This window comes from Streptomyces sp. HUAS TT11 (assembly GCF_051553595.1).
GTDB lineage: Bacteria > Actinomycetota > Actinomycetes > Streptomycetales > Streptomycetaceae > Streptomyces.
Window position 1 is genome coordinate 3,038,502 of the sequence record NZ_CP196184.1, and the last position, 16,969, is coordinate 3,055,470.

11 protein-coding genes are annotated in these 16,969 nt (G+C 72.0%); 2 read left to right on the forward strand and 9 right to left on the reverse strand.

Features of this window, described 5'->3' with window-relative positions; translation table 11 throughout:
* Positions 1–138: 138 nt before the first annotated feature.
* The 4 genes from ilvN to ACSHXN_RS13575 form a co-directional block, all read right to left on the reverse strand.
* A complete protein-coding gene (ilvN, locus tag ACSHXN_RS13560; protein WP_332885233.1) occupies positions 139–663 on the reverse strand; it encodes an acetolactate synthase small subunit in 525 nt (174 codons plus the stop codon).
* A gap of 18 nt (positions 664–681) precedes the next feature.
* The gene (locus ACSHXN_RS13565) at positions 682–2,541 is read right to left on the reverse strand and encodes an acetolactate synthase large subunit (protein WP_355131774.1); all 1,860 of its coding nucleotides are present in this window, start codon (positions 2,539–2,541) and stop codon (positions 682–684) included.
* Between the two features lie 226 nt (positions 2,542–2,767).
* Complete coding sequence (locus tag ACSHXN_RS13570) at positions 2,768–5,728, reverse strand: EAL domain-containing protein (protein ID WP_438306457.1); 2,961 nt, start codon at positions 5,726–5,728, stop codon at positions 2,768–2,770.
* A 583-nt stretch (positions 5,729–6,311) separates the two neighbouring features.
* The gene (locus tag ACSHXN_RS13575) at positions 6,312–7,253 is read right to left on the reverse strand and encodes a 2-hydroxyacid dehydrogenase (RefSeq protein WP_438303172.1); all 942 of its coding nucleotides are present in this window, start codon (positions 7,251–7,253) and stop codon (positions 6,312–6,314) included.
* Positions 7,254–7,328: 75 nt separating this feature from the next.
* Here ACSHXN_RS13575 and ACSHXN_RS13580 point away from each other — a divergent pair, with 75 nt between their 5' ends.
* Positions 7,329–8,327, forward strand: a complete 999-nt coding sequence (locus tag ACSHXN_RS13580; protein ID WP_355131772.1) for an aldo/keto reductase — start codon at positions 7,329–7,331, stop codon at positions 8,325–8,327.
* A gap of 112 nt (positions 8,328–8,439) precedes the next feature.
* Positions 8,440–9,606: a PQQ-dependent sugar dehydrogenase gene (locus ACSHXN_RS13585; RefSeq protein ID WP_438303173.1), complete on the forward strand. Its 1,167-nt coding sequence runs from the start codon at positions 8,440–8,442 to the stop codon at positions 9,604–9,606.
* Positions 9,607–9,620: 14 nt separating this feature from the next.
* Here ACSHXN_RS13585 and ACSHXN_RS13590 read toward each other — a convergent pair whose 3' ends face one another.
* The 5 genes from ACSHXN_RS13590 to ACSHXN_RS13610 form a co-directional block, all read right to left on the reverse strand.
* On the reverse strand, positions 9,621–12,689 hold the full coding sequence (locus ACSHXN_RS13590) for a helix-turn-helix transcriptional regulator (protein WP_438306458.1): 3,069 nt from the start codon (positions 12,687–12,689) through the stop codon (positions 9,621–9,623).
* Between the two features lie 470 nt (positions 12,690–13,159).
* Positions 13,160–13,348 carry a hypothetical protein gene (locus ACSHXN_RS13595; RefSeq protein ID WP_355131770.1) on the reverse strand — a complete coding sequence of 63 codons (189 nt, stop codon included), beginning with the start codon at positions 13,346–13,348 and terminating at the stop codon, positions 13,160–13,162.
* Between the two features lie 198 nt (positions 13,349–13,546).
* Positions 13,547–14,131: a hypothetical protein gene (locus tag ACSHXN_RS13600; protein WP_355131769.1), complete on the reverse strand. Its 585-nt coding sequence runs from the start codon at positions 14,129–14,131 to the stop codon at positions 13,547–13,549.
* 35 nt (positions 14,132–14,166) lie between these two features.
* Positions 14,167–14,742 (reverse strand): GNAT family N-acetyltransferase, encoded by a 576-nt coding sequence (locus tag ACSHXN_RS13605; protein WP_355131768.1) that lies wholly within the window; start codon positions 14,740–14,742, stop codon positions 14,167–14,169.
* Positions 14,720–16,960 (reverse strand): MMPL family transporter, encoded by a 2,241-nt coding sequence (locus tag ACSHXN_RS13610; RefSeq protein WP_356111063.1) that lies wholly within the window; start codon positions 16,958–16,960, stop codon positions 14,720–14,722. The genes ACSHXN_RS13605 and ACSHXN_RS13610 overlap by 23 nt, the downstream gene beginning before the upstream one ends.
* Positions 16,961–16,969 lie beyond the last annotated feature (9 nt).

Sequence of the window (16,969 nt, forward strand, 5' to 3'; positions counted from 1 at the left end):
TTCGGTTCTCTCCTTGGGATGCTGATGTTGCTTCCCACCGTATGACGGCGGGGGAAGGGAAAGTCTCGGGGTCTCGCAATGCGGGCGGCCGGCGGTCGGCCGGCCTCCCGTCACATGCGTAAGGATCCTCTCCGAGTCCTACGCGGACCTGTCGAGGGCGCGCAGGGAGCGGTCCGTGATCGACCGCGCCCCGCGGCCGATCGCGATCGTGCCGGACTGGACCAACTCCTTGATGCCGTACGGTTCCAGCATCTTGAGCATGGCCGAGAGCTTGTCGCTGCTGCCGGTGGCCTCGACGGTGACGGCCTCGGGGGAGACGTCGACGGTCTTGGCGCGGAACAGCTGGACGATCTCGACGATCTGGGAGCGCGTCTCGTTGTCGGCGCGCACCTTCACCAGAACGAGTTCCCGCTGAACGGCCTGCGACGGCTCCAGTTCGACGATCTTCAAAACGTTGACCAGCTTGTTGAGCTGCTTGGTGACCTGCTCGAGCGGCAGGTCCTCGACGTTCACCACGATGGTGATACGGGAGATGTCGGGGTGCTCGGTGACACCGACGGCCAGCGAGTCGATGTTGAAGCCCCGACGGGAGAACAGGGCGGCGATCCGGGCGAGGATGCCGGGGGTGTTCTCGACGAGGACCGAGAGGGTGTGCTTGGACATGGTTCTCACTCAGCTCTCTCAGTCGTCTTCGCTGTCGCCGAAGTCGGGACGGACGTCCCGGGCGGCCATGATCTCGTCGTTGGAGGTACCGGCCGCGACCATCGGCCACACCATCGCGTCCTCGTGGACGATGAAGTCCACGACGACGGGACGGTCGTTGACGGAGTTCGCCTCTGCGATGACCTTGTCGAGGTCCTCCGAGGACTCGCAGCGGATCGCGTAGCAGCCCATGGCCTCCGCCAGCTTCACGAAGTCGGGGACGCGGGTGCCCGCGCCGGACTGCTGGCCGCCCGGTCCCGCGGGGCCGGAGTGCAGCACGGTGTTGGAGTACCGCTGGTTGTAGAAGAGGGTCTGCCACTGGCGGACCATCCCGAGGGCGCCGTTGTTGATGATGGCGACCTTGATCGGGATGTTGTTCAGGGCGCAGGTGGTCAGCTCCTGGTTGGTCATCTGGAAGCAGCCGTCGCCGTCGACCGCCCAGACCGTGCGGTCCGGAGCGCCGGCCTTGGCACCCATCGCCGCCGGGACCGCGTAGCCCATGGTTCCGGCGCCGCCGGAGTTCAGCCAGGTGCGGGGCCTGTCGTACTCGATGAAGTGCGCGGCCCACATCTGGTGCTGCCCGACGCCCGCCGCGAAGATCGTGCCCTCCGGTGCGAGCTGCCCGATGCGCTCGATGACCTGCTGCGGGGAGAGCGAGCCGTCCTCGGGCAGGTCGTAGCCGAGCGGGTAGGTCTCGCGCCAGCGGTTGAGGTCGTTCCACCAGGCGGTGTAGTCGCCCCGGTGGCCCTCGCTGTGCTCCCGCTGCACGGCCTGGACCAGGTCGGCGATGACCTCGCGGGCGTCACCGACGATCGGCACGTCGGCGACGCGGTTCTTGCCGATCTCGGCCGGGTCGATGTCGGCGTGGACGATCTTGGCGTGCGGCGCGAAGCTGTCCAGCTTGCCGGTCACGCGGTCGTCGAAGCGGGCTCCGAGGGCGACGATCAGGTCGGCCTTCTGCAGCGCGGTGACGGCGGTGACCGCACCGTGCATGCCCGGCATCCCCACGTGCAGCGGGTGGCTGTCGGGGAATGCGCCGAGCGCCATCAGGGTGGTGGTGACGGGCGCTCCGGTGAGTTCGGCGAGGACCTTCAGCTCGGCGGTCGCCTGCGCCTTCAGGACGCCGCCGCCGACGTAGAGGACGGGCCGCCGCGCGGCCGCGATCAGCTTGGCGGCCTCGCGGATCTGCTTGGCGTGCGGCTTGGTCACCGGGCGGTAGCCGGGCAGGTCCGTGAAGGGCGGCCAGCTGAAGACGGTCTGTGCCTGGAGGGCGTCCTTGGCGATGTCGACGAGGACCGGGCCCGGGCGGCCGGTGGAGGCGATGTGGAAGGCCTCCGCGATCGTCCGGGGGATCTCCTCGGCCTTGGTCACGAGGAAGTTGTGCTTGGTGATCGGCATCGTGATGCCCACGATGTCCGCCTCCTGGAAGGCGTCCGTGCCGATCGCCTTGGAGGCGACCTGGCCGGTGATCGCGACCATCGGCACCGAGTCCATGTGGGCGTCCGCGATCGGGGTGACCAGGTTGGTGGCGCCCGGGCCCGAGGTCGCCATGCAGACGCCGACCCTGCCGGTGGCCTGCGCATAGCCGGTGGCCGCATGGCCCGCACCCTGCTCGTGCCGCACCAGCACGTGCCGCACCCGCTGGGAGTCCATCAGCGGGTCGTACGCCGGAAGGATCGCACCGCCGGGAATGCCGAATACCGTGTCGGCGCCGACCTCCTCGAGAGAACGGATGAGGGACTGCGCACCCGTGACGTGCTCGGGCGCGGAGTGGTGTCCTCCGGATCGGGGCCGCGGTTGCGGATGAGGGGCCCCGGTGGCCTGCTCGGTCATCGGCATTCTCTTCTCGATGCTGAGGGTTTTTGCGAGGTTTGTACGTTGTTCGAGTGGTGCTTGTGCAACAAAAAACCCCTCGTGCCGGTAGGCAAGCGAGGGGAGCGCGCCGGGTGTGGTCGCTGGAGTCTCCGGTTCATTTCCGGTGGATCCCAGCTCAGCCGACGCGCTGTCCAAGTACGAGAATTCGGGTGCGCATGGAACTGACCCTCCCCCCGGCACGCTGCCACTGTCAAGTGGGTGGGACAGGAGTCTCATTATGTGAGCGTAGGCCCGTCCCGCCTCCGAAAACGGCAGGAACACCACTGGTGTACGCGCGCCCGCCTCCCCCGGCGAACGCCGGTTCGACGGGCCCATGGGGTACCGGGTAGTGGCCGGAGGCCAGCGCCCGGCGCAGCCGGTATTCGTCCAGCGGACCGGCGAACGCCATGCCCTGCCCATGGGTGCAGCCCATCGCACTCAGAGCCACGACCTGCTCGGGCAGATCCACCCCGGAGGCGATCGACTGAAGGCCCAGATCGCCCGCGATACGCAGCAGCCCACTGGTGATCTTGTGCAGCCGTGCCGACTCGACGACCCCCTCGACCAGGCTCCGGTCGAGTTTCAGCACGTCGACCGGCAGCCGGCGCAGTGCCGTGATGGCTGCGTAGCCGTTGCCGAAACCGTCCAGGGCGACCCGGACGCCGATTCTGCGCAGGGCGCCGAGTCGGCGTTCCAGTTCGTCCAGGCAGGTACCCGGGTCGGTGTCGGACAGCTCGATCATCAGGGCACCCGAGGCCAGACCGTGCCGGGTGAGCAACGCCTCGACGGAGCCCAGCGGCAGGGAGCGGTCCAGGAGCCGGCGGGCGCTCATCCGGACGGCCACGGGCACGACGTGTCCGGTGGCGGTGCGCTCGGCGGCCTGCGCCACCGCCGCCTCGAGCACCCAGCGGTCGAGCTCGGCGGTTCTGTCGCTGTCCTCGGAGACGCGCAGGAACTCCCAGGGGGTGAAGAGCACACCCTGGGAGGAGCGCCAGCGCGGCAGGGCACTGACCGACGTGATCCGGCCGTCCTCGAGCGACACCACCGGCTGGTGCAGCAGGGTGAACTCTCCGCCGTGCAGCGCGGCCCGCAGCCGGGTGGCCAGTTCGGCCTTGCGTACGACGTCCTGCTGCATCTGCGGCGCGTACAGCTCCACGCGGCCCTTGCCCGCGGCCTTGGCGCGGTACATCGCGAGGTCGGCGTTGCGCAGCAGCTCGCCCGCGCCGAGACCCGGCTCGGCGAAGGCCACACCGATGGACGCGGCCACCCGGACATCGTTGCCGTCGATGTCGTACGGCTGCGAGAGGGTGCCCCTGAGCCGGTCCGCGAGCTCCAGGATGTGCCGCTCGCGCGCGGAACGGTCCCGGGTGCCGTCGCCGACGACAAGGGCCGCGAACTCGTCGCCGCCGAGGCGGGCGGCGGTGTCGCTCTGCCGGACCGCGTCATGGAGTCTGCGGGCCGCCTGGACGAGCAGTTCGTCCCCGGCCTGGTGCCCGATGGTGTCGTTGACGGCCTTGAATCCGTCGAGGTCGATGAAGAGGACGGCGGTGCCGCGGTCGGAGGAGCGGCGGCCGGACAGCGCCTGCTGGACGCGCCGGGTGAACAGGGCGCGGTTGGGCAGGTCGGTCAGCGGGTCGTGCTCGGCGTTGTGCTGCAGCTGCGCCTGCAGGCGCACCCGCTCGGTGATGTCCCGGCTGTTGAAGATCAGTCCGCCTTCGTGGCGGTTGACCGTGGACTCCACGTTGAGCCATCCGCCGGCACCGGACCTGAAGCGGCACTCGATGCGGGTGGTGGGCTCCTCGGTGTGGCCGGCGGTGAGGAAGCGGCGCACCTCGTGCACCACACGGCCCAGGTCCTCGGGGTGGATGAGCATGGCGAGTTCGGTCCCGACGAGCTCCTCGGCGGGCCGTCCGTAGACGCCGGCGGCGGCCGGGGAGACGTATCTGAGGATGCCGTTGGGTGCGGCGATCATGATGACGTCGCTGGAACCCTGCACCAGGGAGCGGAAGTGGTTCTCCTTCTGGGCGAGTTCCTGGGTGAGGGTGATGTTGTCGAGCAGCATGATGCCCTGGCGCACGACGAGCGCCAGGACGACGGCTCCGGCGGTGACGAGCACCACCCGGTCGACACGGTGGCCGTTGAGGACGTTGTAGAGGATCCCCAGCGTGCAGACGGCGGCGGCGAGATAGGGCGTGAGCGCGGCCAGCGAGCCCGAGATCGGGCGGGTGGCCGGATACCGGTCCTGGTCCTGCGGGAGCACGGCGGGGTGGCCGTCGCCGTCCGGACCCGGCGTGAGCCCGTGGCCGTGGTCCTCGGGGAGCGCGCGCGGCTGGTCCCCCGGCGGTTCGGTGCTCCGCGGGTCCGGCCGGCGCTGCTCCGGCACGTGTTCGCGCACGGGGCGGGCGTGCCCGTCGCCGTCGGGGTGTTCGGACCGGGCGCCGACCCAGGGGGCGTAGGCGAGCAGCAGCGAGCCGGAGAACCAGCCGGCGTCCAGCAACTGGCCCGAGTGATAGCTGTCGTGCAGCAGCGGCGAGGTGAACAGGGCGTCGCACATCACGGTCAGGGCGAGCCCGCCGATCGCGGTGTTCACCGCGGAGCGGTTCACCGCCGAGCGCCGGAAGTGGAGCGCCACCACCATGCTGATCAGGGCGATGTCCAGCAGCGGATAGGCGAGCGACAGCGCGGTGTGCGCGACGCTCGGCCCGTCGAACTTCGCCGCCTGGGCCAGCGCGAGGCTCCACGACAGCGTCAGCAGCGAGCCGCCGATCAGCCACGCATCGAGCGCGAGACACACCCAGCCCGCCTTGGTGACGGGCCTCTTGGCCAGCACGAGCAGCCCGACGATCGCGGGCGGGGCGAAGCAGAGGAAGAACAGATCGGCGCAGCTCGGCGAGGGGACCGGACGGTCCAGGACGACCTCGTACCAGCCCCAGATCCCGTTGCCCAGCGCCGCCATGGCGGAGGAGAGCGCGAACAGCAGCCAGGCGGGCCGGAAGGCGTCACGGCGACTGCGGGCGTACACGAGACAGGAGACCGACGCGGTGCCTGCCGCGACACTCAGCCCGAAATCCCCCATGACCAGCGCAAGGCCCCGGGAGCCCCAGCCGATCGCGGAACCGACGGCGTATCCCGCGCAGATCAGGGCCAGGACGAGTTGCGGAACCAGGCGCATACGGCCGTCCGGCACCGGACGGCGGGCCACCAGCGCCCCGGGGGAACTCACCGGGCCCTCCCGGTCCGGGGCGCCGCCGGGTCCCGCCGGTCGCGGCGCGCTGGGTGGGAGTGCCTCTTGCGGCCGCTGTGCCTGCGGTGGTGGTGATGATGGCCGCCGTGACCGCTGTGGCCGCGCCTGCGGGTCGCCGCTCGCCAGGGCCGCCGCCCGCGGCCCCGCCGCGTCGGATCGTTCGTCCATAGGCCGTGCATCGCCCGTCGCCCCCCTCGCATGTCTGAAAGTTCCGTCCCCGGCGCCGAGCGGTGCACGGCGCTGCCCCTGTCGGGACGATACACCAGCCTCGTCACTCAGGGACATAGTTCCTCTACGCTCAGTGACGATCGGCGAGAATTCGGGCACGTAACGCGCACGAAGGACTGCGGAGTGTGCCGGAAGCGGACGCGGAGCGAACGGCGAGCGATGTACGCGCCGGTCGTGCGACCGCGTACGGCCTGTGCGCGGTCGGCGGCTTTGGCCCGATTCCCGCACCGCCCGGACCGCGCGCACGGCCCGGAACTCCTTGGTGCCCGCGCTCCCGGCAGCGCTAGGCCCCGGTCCTCAACACGACGTTCTGCAACGGCTCCCCCTGCGCGAAACGGTTCAGCTGCAGGCCGAGGAGACGCTTGACGCGGGGCCAGAACGCCGAGGTGGGGCCGCCGACATGCGGACTGATGAGCACGCCGGGCGCATGCCACAGGGGGTGCCCCTTCGGCAGCGGTTCGGGATCCGTGACATCGAGGGCGGCCATCAGGCGGCCGGTCTCCGCCTCGGCCAGCAGCGCCCCGGTGTCGACCACCGCTCCGCGCGCCATGTTCACCAGCAGCGCCCCGTCCTTCATACGGGCCAGGAAGCCGGCGTCGACCATGCCCTTCGTCCCCTCCGTGAGCGGCGTGACGATCACCACCACATCGGCTTCGGGAAGAAGTTCGGACAATCGGGAGAGAGGATGCACGTGCCCGCGCTCCGTCTCGCGCTCGTGGCGCGCGACGCGCGCCACCCGCGCGACCTCGAACGGCACGAGCCGGTCCTCGACGGCGGCGCCCACCGCCCCGTAGCCGACGATGAGGACCGACCTGTCGGCGAGGGCGGGACGGAATCCGGCCCGCCACTCCTCCCGGTCCTGTCCCCGGACGAAGTCGGGGATCCCGCGCAGCGACGCCAGGATCAGGGCGAGGGCGAGTTCGGCGGTACTGGCGTCGTGCACCCCGCGGGCGTTGCACAGCAGTACGCCCTCGGGCAGCCGGGAGAGGCCCGGCTCGACGTGGTCGACGCCGGCGGAGAGCGTCTGCACGACACGGACGGACGTCATCGCGGCCATCGGACGCACCGCGACCTCACTCCCCTTCATGTAGGGGACGGCGTAGAACGCGCAGTCGGCCGGGTCCGCGGGATAATCCGGGCCGCCGTCCCAGTACCGGTACGTGAGGCCCTCCGGCAGCCCCTCGATCTCGTCGGTGCGGAACGGAAGCCAAACCTCGACAGTCATGCCCAGGAGGCTATGCGAAGCCTCCGCCGCCGCATTCGTTAGGTTGGGGTGCCAGGAAAGGGAGGGCACGGCCAGGTGGAGCGCAGGACGATCGGCGCGGCAACGCTCGAAGTGGGGGCGGTGGGACTCGGATGCATGCCGATGAGCTGGGCCTACTCCGGTTCTCGGCAGCGCGGCGACGAGTCCGCACGCACGGTGCACCGGGCGCTGGATCTGGGCAGCACGCTGCTCGACACGGCGGACATGTACGGGCCGTTCACCAATGAACTGCTCGTGGGCCGGGTTCTGAAGGAGCGGCGGGCCGAGGCCTTCGTGTCGACCAAGGTCGGCCTGCTGGTGGGCGAGCAGCACATCGTGGCCAACGGCCGCCCCGGTTATGTGAGACGTGCCTGCGACGCGTCGCTGCGCCGGTTGCAGACGGACGTCATCGACCTCTACCAACTGCACCGCGCGGACCCGGAGGTTCCCGTCGAGGAGACCTGGGGCGCCATGGCTGAGCTGGTACGCGCCGGCAAGGTCCGGGCGCTGGGGTTGTGCGCCATGGGTGTGCGCGGCGGACGGCGGTCCGGGGCCCGGTTGTACGACGACACGATCCGGCAGCTGGAGCGGGTGCAGCAGGTCTTCCCGGTGAGCGCGGTGGAGGCCGAACTGTCGGTGTGGTCGCCGGAGGCCCTGAACGCGCTGCTGCCGTGGTGCGCGGCGCGCGGGGTCGGCTTCCTGGCCGCGATGCCGCTCGGCAACGGGTTCCTGACCGGCACCCTGACCCCCGGCGAAGGCTTCGAGCCCGACGATCTGCGTGCCCGGCACCCGCGCTTCACGGCCGAGATGATGGCGGAGAACCAGCCGATCGTGGCCGGTCTCCGGGAGGTGGCGCGCCGGCACGGGGAGGACGTCACCCCCGCCCAGGTGGCGCTGGCCTGGGTCCTGGCACAGGGGCCTCATGTGGTGCCGGTACCGGGCGCCAAGCAGGAGTGCTGGGTCACGGAGAACGCGGCCGCGCCCGGACTGCGCCTGAGCCCGGAGGACCTTTCGGTTGTGGCGGACCTGCCGGCGGCCCAGGGCTCGTGGGACTGAGCCCTGGTCCCGCCCCAGGCGCGTGTGCGCCACGCGTCCGATCGGGGCGGCATGGAACCGTCCGGGGCCCGAGCGGTGTAGGAAAGGAAAAGGGCACCGCGTCGAAGGGACCGTGATCGTGCAACGTCGAGCTGTGACAACCGCGTTGGCCGCGTCCGCGCTGCTGCTGGCGGCGGGCTGCTCCTCCGGTGGCGGAGACACGCCGGTCGGTGGGAGCGTCTCCTCGAGCAGTACGGCACCGGGGCCCTCGGGCTCCCGGGAGGCGGTCGAGCACACCCCGCCGACGACCGGATCGGTCCGGGTGGTGCGCACCGTCGCGGCGGACCTCAAGACGCCCTGGGGCCTCGCACCGCTGCCGGGCGGCGGACTGCTGCTCGCCGACCGCGACGACGGCACGATCACGCGGATCGACGACAGGACGGGGAAGAAGACGCTCCTGGGCTCGGTGCCCGGTGTCTCCGCGGCCGGCGAGGGCGGACTGCTCGGCATCGCCCTCTCCCCCGACCATGCCTCGGACCACCTGGTCTACGCGTACCTCACCACGGACTCGGACAACCGCATCGTGCGCATGCTGTACGACACGAGGAAGCCGTCCGGTGAACAGCTCGGGGCTCCGGACACGGTCTTCAAGGGCATCCCGAAGGGAACGATCCACAACGGCGGCCGGATCGCGTTCGGCCCGGACGGGATGCTCTACGCCGGAACCGGCGAGTCGGGCGACCGGGGGCTGTCCCAGGACCGCGCCTCCCTGGGCGGCAAGATCCTGCGCATGACCCCCGAGGGCGAACCCGCGCCCGGTAACCCCTTCGGGGACTCGGTCGTCTACTCCTACGGCCACCGCAACGTCCAGGGGCTCGCCTGGGACGACAAACAGCGGCTGTTCGCCTCGGAGTTCGGGCAGGACACCTGGGACGAGCTGAACGCGATCAAGCCCGGCGACGACTACGGCTGGCCGATCGCCGAGGGGAAGTCCACCGATCCCGAGTTCCACAGCCCGATCGTCCAGTGGCACACCGACGAGGCATCCCCCAGCGGCATCGCCTACGCGGAGGGTTCCGTCTGGATGGCGGGCCTGCGCGGCGAGCGGCTGTGGCGCATCCCGCTCAAGGGCACGGAGTCCTCGGCACCGCCGCAGGCTTTCCTGAAGGGCATCTACGGCCGTCTCCGTACGGTGGTCCCGGCCGGCGGCAACAAGCTCTGGCTCACCACGAGCAACACGGACGGTCGTGGCACCCCGTCCAGGACCGACGACCGGATCCTGGAGGTCGAGGTGTCGTAGAACGGCACCCCGGGTCATCCCGCCGTCAGCCGGTCCCCGGGCTCCGCGGGGAACAGCCTCAGCCGGTGCGCCAGCGCGGCGGCCTCGCCACGGCCCGAGACGTTGAGCTTCGCCAGGATGTTCGAGACGTGGACGCTGGCGGTCTTCGGGGAGATGAACAGCTCCTCGGCTATCTGGCGGTTGCTGCGCCCGACGGCGACCAGCCGGAGCACGTCCCGCTCCCGGTTCGTGAGCCCCAGGGACTCAACGGGGTCCACCACCCGGGGCCGCGCCGCGGACGCCGGGGCGAGCCGGGCACGACGTCCCAGCAGGGCCACCGACTCGGCGAGCGGCCGGGCGCCGAGGTGGTCGGCCACCGCGGCGGCCAGCCGCAACAGCTCCGCGGCCCGTTCGCGCTCGTCCTCGCCGCTGCCCGAGGCCAGCAGCGACTCCGCGAGACGCAGACGGACACGGGCCAGGTCGTACGGGCGGTCAAGGGCCTCGAAGGCGGTGGCGACCTCCCACCAGTCGCGCGGCGCACCGCAGCCCTGGGCGCGCAGCACCTCGGTCCGGACCCAGCGTTCGTACGCCTGCCACACCGGGACGTTCGTGGTGAGCGTCTTGGCGGTGTCGCGGATCCGCTCCAGTACCTCGATGCGGCCCGGCTCGGCCGCGGGCAGGCCCAGGGAGTCGGCCTCCGCCGTGGCCGAGGCGAGCAGCAACGGCCAGGCGTAGCGCTGAGTACCCGGCGGGAAACCCGTCACCAGGGCGCCGTCGAGGGCGGCGCGGGCGTCGTCGAGGCGGCCCTGGGCGGCGGCGATCCCGACGGCGGCCCGCACCAGCGGCAGTTCGTGCTGCGCCATCGTGTCGTGGGTGCCGAAGTACTGGCGGGCTGCGGCCAGTTGGCGCTCCGCCTCGGGCAGGTCGCCGCGGGCCAGCGCGAGCATCGTGTGGATCGTGGCGCGGAAGCCGCGGGGCTTGGCGCTCTGGCCGACACGCTCGGAGGCCGTCGCGGCCTCGGCGGCCTCGTCCCAGCGGCCGAGGGAGGTGAGGGACTCCCCGAGATTGCCCCACACCCAGGCCTCGGAGTCCGTCAGACCCAGCCTCCGGGTCAGGTCCAGACCCTCGCGGAGCACTTCGACGGCCTCCTTGGACCGGCCGATGCTCTCCAGGTAGGACGGCAGGTTCACATGGAGGCGTCCCGCCACATAGGTGTTGCCGAGGGCCGCCGCCTCCTCCTTGACCTCGTGCATCTCCACGAGCCCGGCGTCGATGTCGCCCGCCTCGACGAGGAGGCCGCCCAGGGTGAGACGGGCGTTGAGCTCGATGTCGCGGGCGCCCACCATCCGCGCGTACTCCACGGCGCGCTCGGCGGCCGACAGCGCCTCGGGGCCGGGGACGTGCGCCATCGACCAGCTGGCGACCGCGGCGAGCACCTCGGCGTGCACCTCCGACGGAGGCAGTCCGCGCACCAGCTCCTGAGCGGTGGTGAGTTCCTTCCAGCCGTCGCCGCGGGCCGTGTGCTGGACCAGCCGGGAGCGCTGCACCCAGAACCAGGCGGCACGCAGCGGGTCGTCGTCCTCCTCGAGAAGGTGCAGGGCCCGTCTGGTGATCTTCAGGGCGCGCTCGCGCTCTCCGCTGAGCCGGCCCGCGACGGCCGCCTCGGCCATCAGATCGAGATACCGCAGAGGGGTGGTCGCCGGATCGCAGCCGCAGGCCGGATACGCCTCCGCGTAGTCGAGCGGGCGCAGCGCGGCCCGCACGTCGGCGGGGGCGACCTCCCACAGCTCCATCGCCCGTTCCAGCAGGCGCAGTTGCTCGGCGTGCGCGTGCCGGCGGCGGGCCTCGACTGCGGCGTCGAGGACCGCGGGCAGGGCCTTTGCGGCGTCGTGCGCGTGGTACCAGTAGCTCGCCAGCCGGGGGGCGCGCTGGTCGGCCGGGACGAGTGAGGGGTCGGCCTCCAGTGCCTCGGCGTACCGCCGGTTGAGGCGGGAGCGCTCGCCGGGGAGCAGGTCGTCGCTGACCGCCTCGCGCACCAGCGAGTGGCGGAAGCGGTAGCCGTCTCCGTCGGGCGTGGCGAGGAGGATGTTGGCGCCCACGGCGGCACGCAGGGCCTCGATGAGATCGTCCTCCGCGAGCCGGGCCACGGCCGCGAGGAGGGGGTACTCCACGGTGGAGCCCCCCTCGGCGACGATCCGGGCGACGCGCTGCGCAAAGTCCGGCAGCTTCTCGACGCGGACCAGGAGCAGGTCGCGCAGGGAGTCGGTCAGGCCGGTGCCGCAGCAGCCCTCGCAGCAGGCCACCGCCAGCTCCTCGACGAAGAAGGCGTTGCCGTCGGACCGGGCGAAGATGTCGTCGACCTGGGCGGGGTCGGGTTCGGCGGCGAGTATGCCGGCGATCTGGCGCTCCACCTCCGCCCGGTTGAACCGGCCGAGCTCGATGCGGCGGACCGTGCGGAGGCGGTCGAGTTCGGCGAGGAGGGGGCGCAGGGGGTGGCGGCGGTGGATGTCGTCGGAGCGGTAGCTGGCGACGACGACCAGGCGGCCGCTGCGCAGGGTGCGGAGAAGATAGGCGAGCAGATGGCGGGTGGAGGCATCGGCCCAGTGCAGGTCCTCCAGGGCGAGGACGACGGTACGGCGGGCGGCGACCCGCTCGAGCAGCCGGGCGGTGAGCTCGAAGAGACGGGCCATGCCCTCCTCGTCGTTCCGCGGGCCGCGCCGCGCCTCACCCAACTCCGGCAGCAGCCGTGCCAGTTCCTCCTCCTGTCCGGCGGCGGCCGCGGCGAGCTCCTCGGGGAGCTGCCGGCGCAGCGCCCGCAAGGCGGTGGAGAACGGGGCGAAGGGCAGCCCGTCGGCGCCGATCTCGACGCAGCCGCCGAGCGCGACGACGGCGCCCGCGCGCGTCGCCGCGGCCGCGAACTCCTCGATCAGCCGCGTCTTCCCGACGCCGGCCTCGCCCCCGACGAGCAGCGCCTGCGGCTCTCCGCCGTCATCCGGCGCCCCGGAGCCGCCGGCGCGGACGAGGGCGTCCTGCAACGCCGTCAACTCCTCGGCGCGACCGACGAACACGGGACTCACGGACCTGGTCTCCACGCTCCCGAGGATGACACGGGCGTCCGACAGTCCGGCACCGAATATCGCCGCTTGCCCGTCCGGCACGGGGGACCGCGGGACCTGAAGGCGGGACCCGCTGCCCTGCGCCTGCGGATCGGAGGCGGGGGTGTGCGGCGTTGCACGCACCGCGGACGGTTCCCCCGGTTCGGCGCTCCGGCCGGCCCGGGCGCGGGCCGTCGGGGCGTCCGGCGCCGGGACCGCGGTGGACACGGCATCGCCGTCGGCCGGCTTCGGCGTCGCCGCATGCCCTTCGGGAACAGCCGCGGTCGTGGACCCGGAGCCGGTCGCGGCCGGGGGCGTCGGCTGCCGTGGTGCCCGGGCGGTCGAGCCGCTCGCCGACCGGGCACTGCCCGGGCCGGCCGCCCGGGTCCTCGCGGGCTTCTCGGGATACGGACGGCCGTCTCCCGTGCGGCCGTCCGCGGGGAGCGCGGCGCGCAGGTCGCCGCCCTCCCGCCGCGCGTTCACGCGGTGCGGGGCACACGCCGTGACCGATGCCGGTCGTGGCCGTGGTCCCGGCCCTCCCCTTCGGATTCCCGGGCGGCCCTGCGGGCGACGCGGCGCCCGCGCAGTGCCTCCCGGCCGAGCCGGTAACGCTCCGCCTCGCGGATCAGCTCGGCGGTACGGATGCGGTGCAGTTCGTACTCGAACACGGTTCTTCCCCCAGGACGAGTCGATGGGCGACCTCGCTCGTTGCGAGGCCTCAACCCTCGTCCCCCAGGGGGTTCCGCCGCATCGGGAGGGTTCCGCATCTTCCGCGGTGCGCCGGGGCCTTAGACACACGGAGGGGGTCCCAGGGCCTGCGTAAGGATGCGACGCAGGCCCTAGGACCCCTCAAGGTCCGTCCCGGCTCAGCCGGCGGACGGCAGTCCGAGCAGAACGTCGGTGTACTTGAGGACGGCCAGGAGCAGGCCGACGACGCCCAGGGCCACACCGGCCCAGGCAGCCGACTTGATCCACGGCGCCTGCGGCCGGCCCGGCGCGCCGAACGCCGGGCGGGCGAGCACCACGACACCCACCAGCAGCGCGGCCAGGGCGAACACGCCGCCCCACAGCGCGGTGGCCTGCCAGGCGTCGCCGTACACCGCCTGGATCTGCTTGGCGACGCTCGCCGAGGACGAGGTCTGCAGCTGGCCCACGAGCGTCTCGCGGGCGGCGGCCACGGTGCCCACCCAGCTGCCGGTCAGCGAGACGACGCCGAGGCCGGCGGACACCACCGCTCCGGCGCCCTGTCCCACCCCCGACGGCCCCTCGGAGGCGGTCTCCTCGGGAGCGGTCTCCTCGGAGGCGGTCTCCTCGGACACGACCTCGTTCCCGGGCTCCTCGCCCGTGTCGCCGGCGGTTTTCACGGCCTCGGTGGCGTTCACCTTGTCCTCGTCGTTCGTCGTCTCGGCGCCGGTCTCGATCCCGGCCTCGTCAACTGTCTTGGTTCCCATGCCTCGCACCGTACGGACGCTGTCTGAGAGGTCTCTTAATGATCGTCGCGGGCGTCCTGCGCGCGTGCCGCCCGCCACTCGGGCGCGAGCACCGACCACACTTCGGTGTCCTGGCGTACGCCGCGGTAGAGGTGTCTCTGCCGCAGCACGCCGTCACGGCTCATGCCCAGCCGCCGTGCCACGTTGATGCTCGGAATGTTGGCCGACGACGCGTACCACTCCACACGGTGGATGCCGCGCTCGTCAATCGCCCAGTCGATGAGCACCCGCATCGCGCGTGTCACCAGACCCCGTCCGGTCCCGGCGGGCTCCAGCCAGCAGCCGACCTCGCAGCTGCCGCCCGCCGCGTCGAAGACGCGGAAGAGCACGCCCCCGACCAGCTTCCCGTCCAGCCACAGCCCGTGCAGGCTGCCCCCGTCGGCGGCGCGCTTGTCGGCGTACGACTGGAGGATCTCCTTGGCGGAGCCCACGTCCGTGGCGCCCGACCCGAACGGGATGTGCTCGGTGACGAAGTCCCGCCCGCGGTCCAGGTGCGCCAGGAACTCCTCGGCGTGCCACGGCTCCAGCGGACGCAGTTCGGCCCCGTCGTCACCCAGGGATATCGCGTACATCCTCGCGCTGCTCCTTCGCCCCCACGCCCGCCGGCACGGTCTCGCCGGCGCGCTGCTCCGGAATCGTCGCACGGCACTCCGCCGGCTCGATACACAGCCGCGGCAGCCTGCGCTCCAGCCAGGTCGGCAGCCACCAGTTGGCGCCGCCGAGCAGATGCATCAGGGCGGGGACGAGAAGGGTGCGCAGTACGAAGGCGTCGAGGGCCACGGCCGAGGCGAGCCCGATGCCGAACATGGCGATCACACGGTCGCCGCTGAGCACGAAGGCGAGGAAGACGGAGATCATGATGACGGCCGCGGAGTTGATCACCCGGCCGGTCTCGGCGAGGCCCACCCGCACCGCGCGCCGGTTGTCGCCGGTCTCCAGCCACTCCTCGTACATGCGGCTGACCAGGAACACCTGGTAGTCCATGGAGAGCCCGAAGAGCACGGAGACCATGATCACGGGGAGGAAGGGCTCGATCGGCCCCGCCCGGCCGAGGCCGAGCAGCTCGCTCCCCCAGCCCCACTGGAAGATCGCGACGACCACGCCGAACGCGGCGGCGACGGCGGCCAGGTTCATCACGGCCGCCTTCAGCGGGATGGCGAGGGACCGGAAGGCGAGCAGCAGCAGCACACAGCCGAGGCCGATCACCACACCCACGAACAGCGGCAGCTTTCCGACGATCACATTCGCGAAGTCGTCGTAGACGGCCGTGATGCCGCCGACGTGCACATCGAGGTTCGTGCCCTGCTCGGCGCGCGGCAGCACCTCGGAGCGCAGCCGTTTCACCAGTTCACTGGTCTGCTGCGACTGCGGCGCGGAGTCCGGTACGACGGTGAGGTAGGCCGTGTCCCCGCCGCCGTTGTACGTCGCCGGGGTCACCGAGGCGACACCCGGGGTGGCCGCGAGGGTGCTGTCCAGATTGTCGAGCGCGAGCTTGTCCTCGGCGCCTCCCACCTGCGTGACCAGGGTGAGCGGGCCGTTGACGCCGGGCCCGAAGCCCTGCGCCATGAGGTCGTAGGCCTGCCGGGTGGTCGACGCCTTGGGGTCGTTGCCCTGGTCGGAGGTGCCGAGGTGGAGGGAGAGCGTGGGCAGCGCGAGCAGGGCCATCACGGCCAGGGCGACGACAGCGAGCTTCTTCGGGTGGCGTTCGACGAACGCGGACCAGCGGGCGGAGAGCCCGGTCGGCACCTCGGGCCCCGGCCCGTGCTCCTGCAGCCTGCGCCGCTCACGCCTGCTGAGGGCGCGCGGGCCGATGAAGGACAGCAGCGCGGGCAGCAGGGTCACCGAGGCGGCGACGGTGAGCAGGACGGTCAGGCTGGCGGCGATCGCGACGCCGTTGAGGAATCCGAGGCGCAGGATCAGCATGCCGAGGAGCGCGATGCACACGGTCGCACCCGCGAACACCACGGCCCGTCCGGTGGTGGCGACGGCGCCCGCCGCGGCCTCGTCCGCCGGGACACCGCGCTTCAGGCTGCGCCGGTGCCGGGTGACGATGAACAGCGCGTAGTCGATGCCGACGCCGAGCCCGATCAGCATGCCGAGCATGGGCGCGAAGTCGGCGACGGTCATCGCGTGCCCGAGCAGCCCGATCCCCGCGTACGCGGTGCCGACCCCGGTCAGGGCGGTGGCGATGGGCAGCAGGGAGGCGGCCGGTGAGCCGAAGGCGAGGAAGAGCACCAGGGCGGCGACGGCCACGCCGACGATCTCGGCGAGATGGCCGCCCTTGGCCTCGGTGGCCCCGACGGCGCTGCCGCCCAGCTCGACCTTGAGGCCGTCGGTCTCGGCGGACTCGGCCGCGTCGACGACGGCCTTGGCCTCGCCCTTGCCGATGTCCTCGGCCGACCGCTCGAAGGTGATGGTGGCGTACGCCGTGCGGCCGTCCCGGCTGATCTGGTCGGTGTGGCCGTCCTTGTAGGGGCTGGTGACGGCGGCGATGCCGGGAAGGTCCGCGATGTGGTCCAGGGTGCGGGTCATCGTCTGCTCGACGTCGGCGGCACGCACGCCCTCCGCACCGGTCTGCCAGACGACGGTGTCACTGTCGCCGCCGAGACCGGGGAAACCCCGCTCGAGCAGCCCGGCGGCACGATGGGACTCGGTGCCGGGGATGCCGTAGTCACTCGAGTACGCGGTGCCCGCGACGGTGGAGGCCGTGGTGACACCGGCGAAGGCGACCAGCCAGAGGAGAACGGTGCCGAGACGGTGGCGTACACACCAGCGTGCGAGCTCTGCCAACGGACGTGC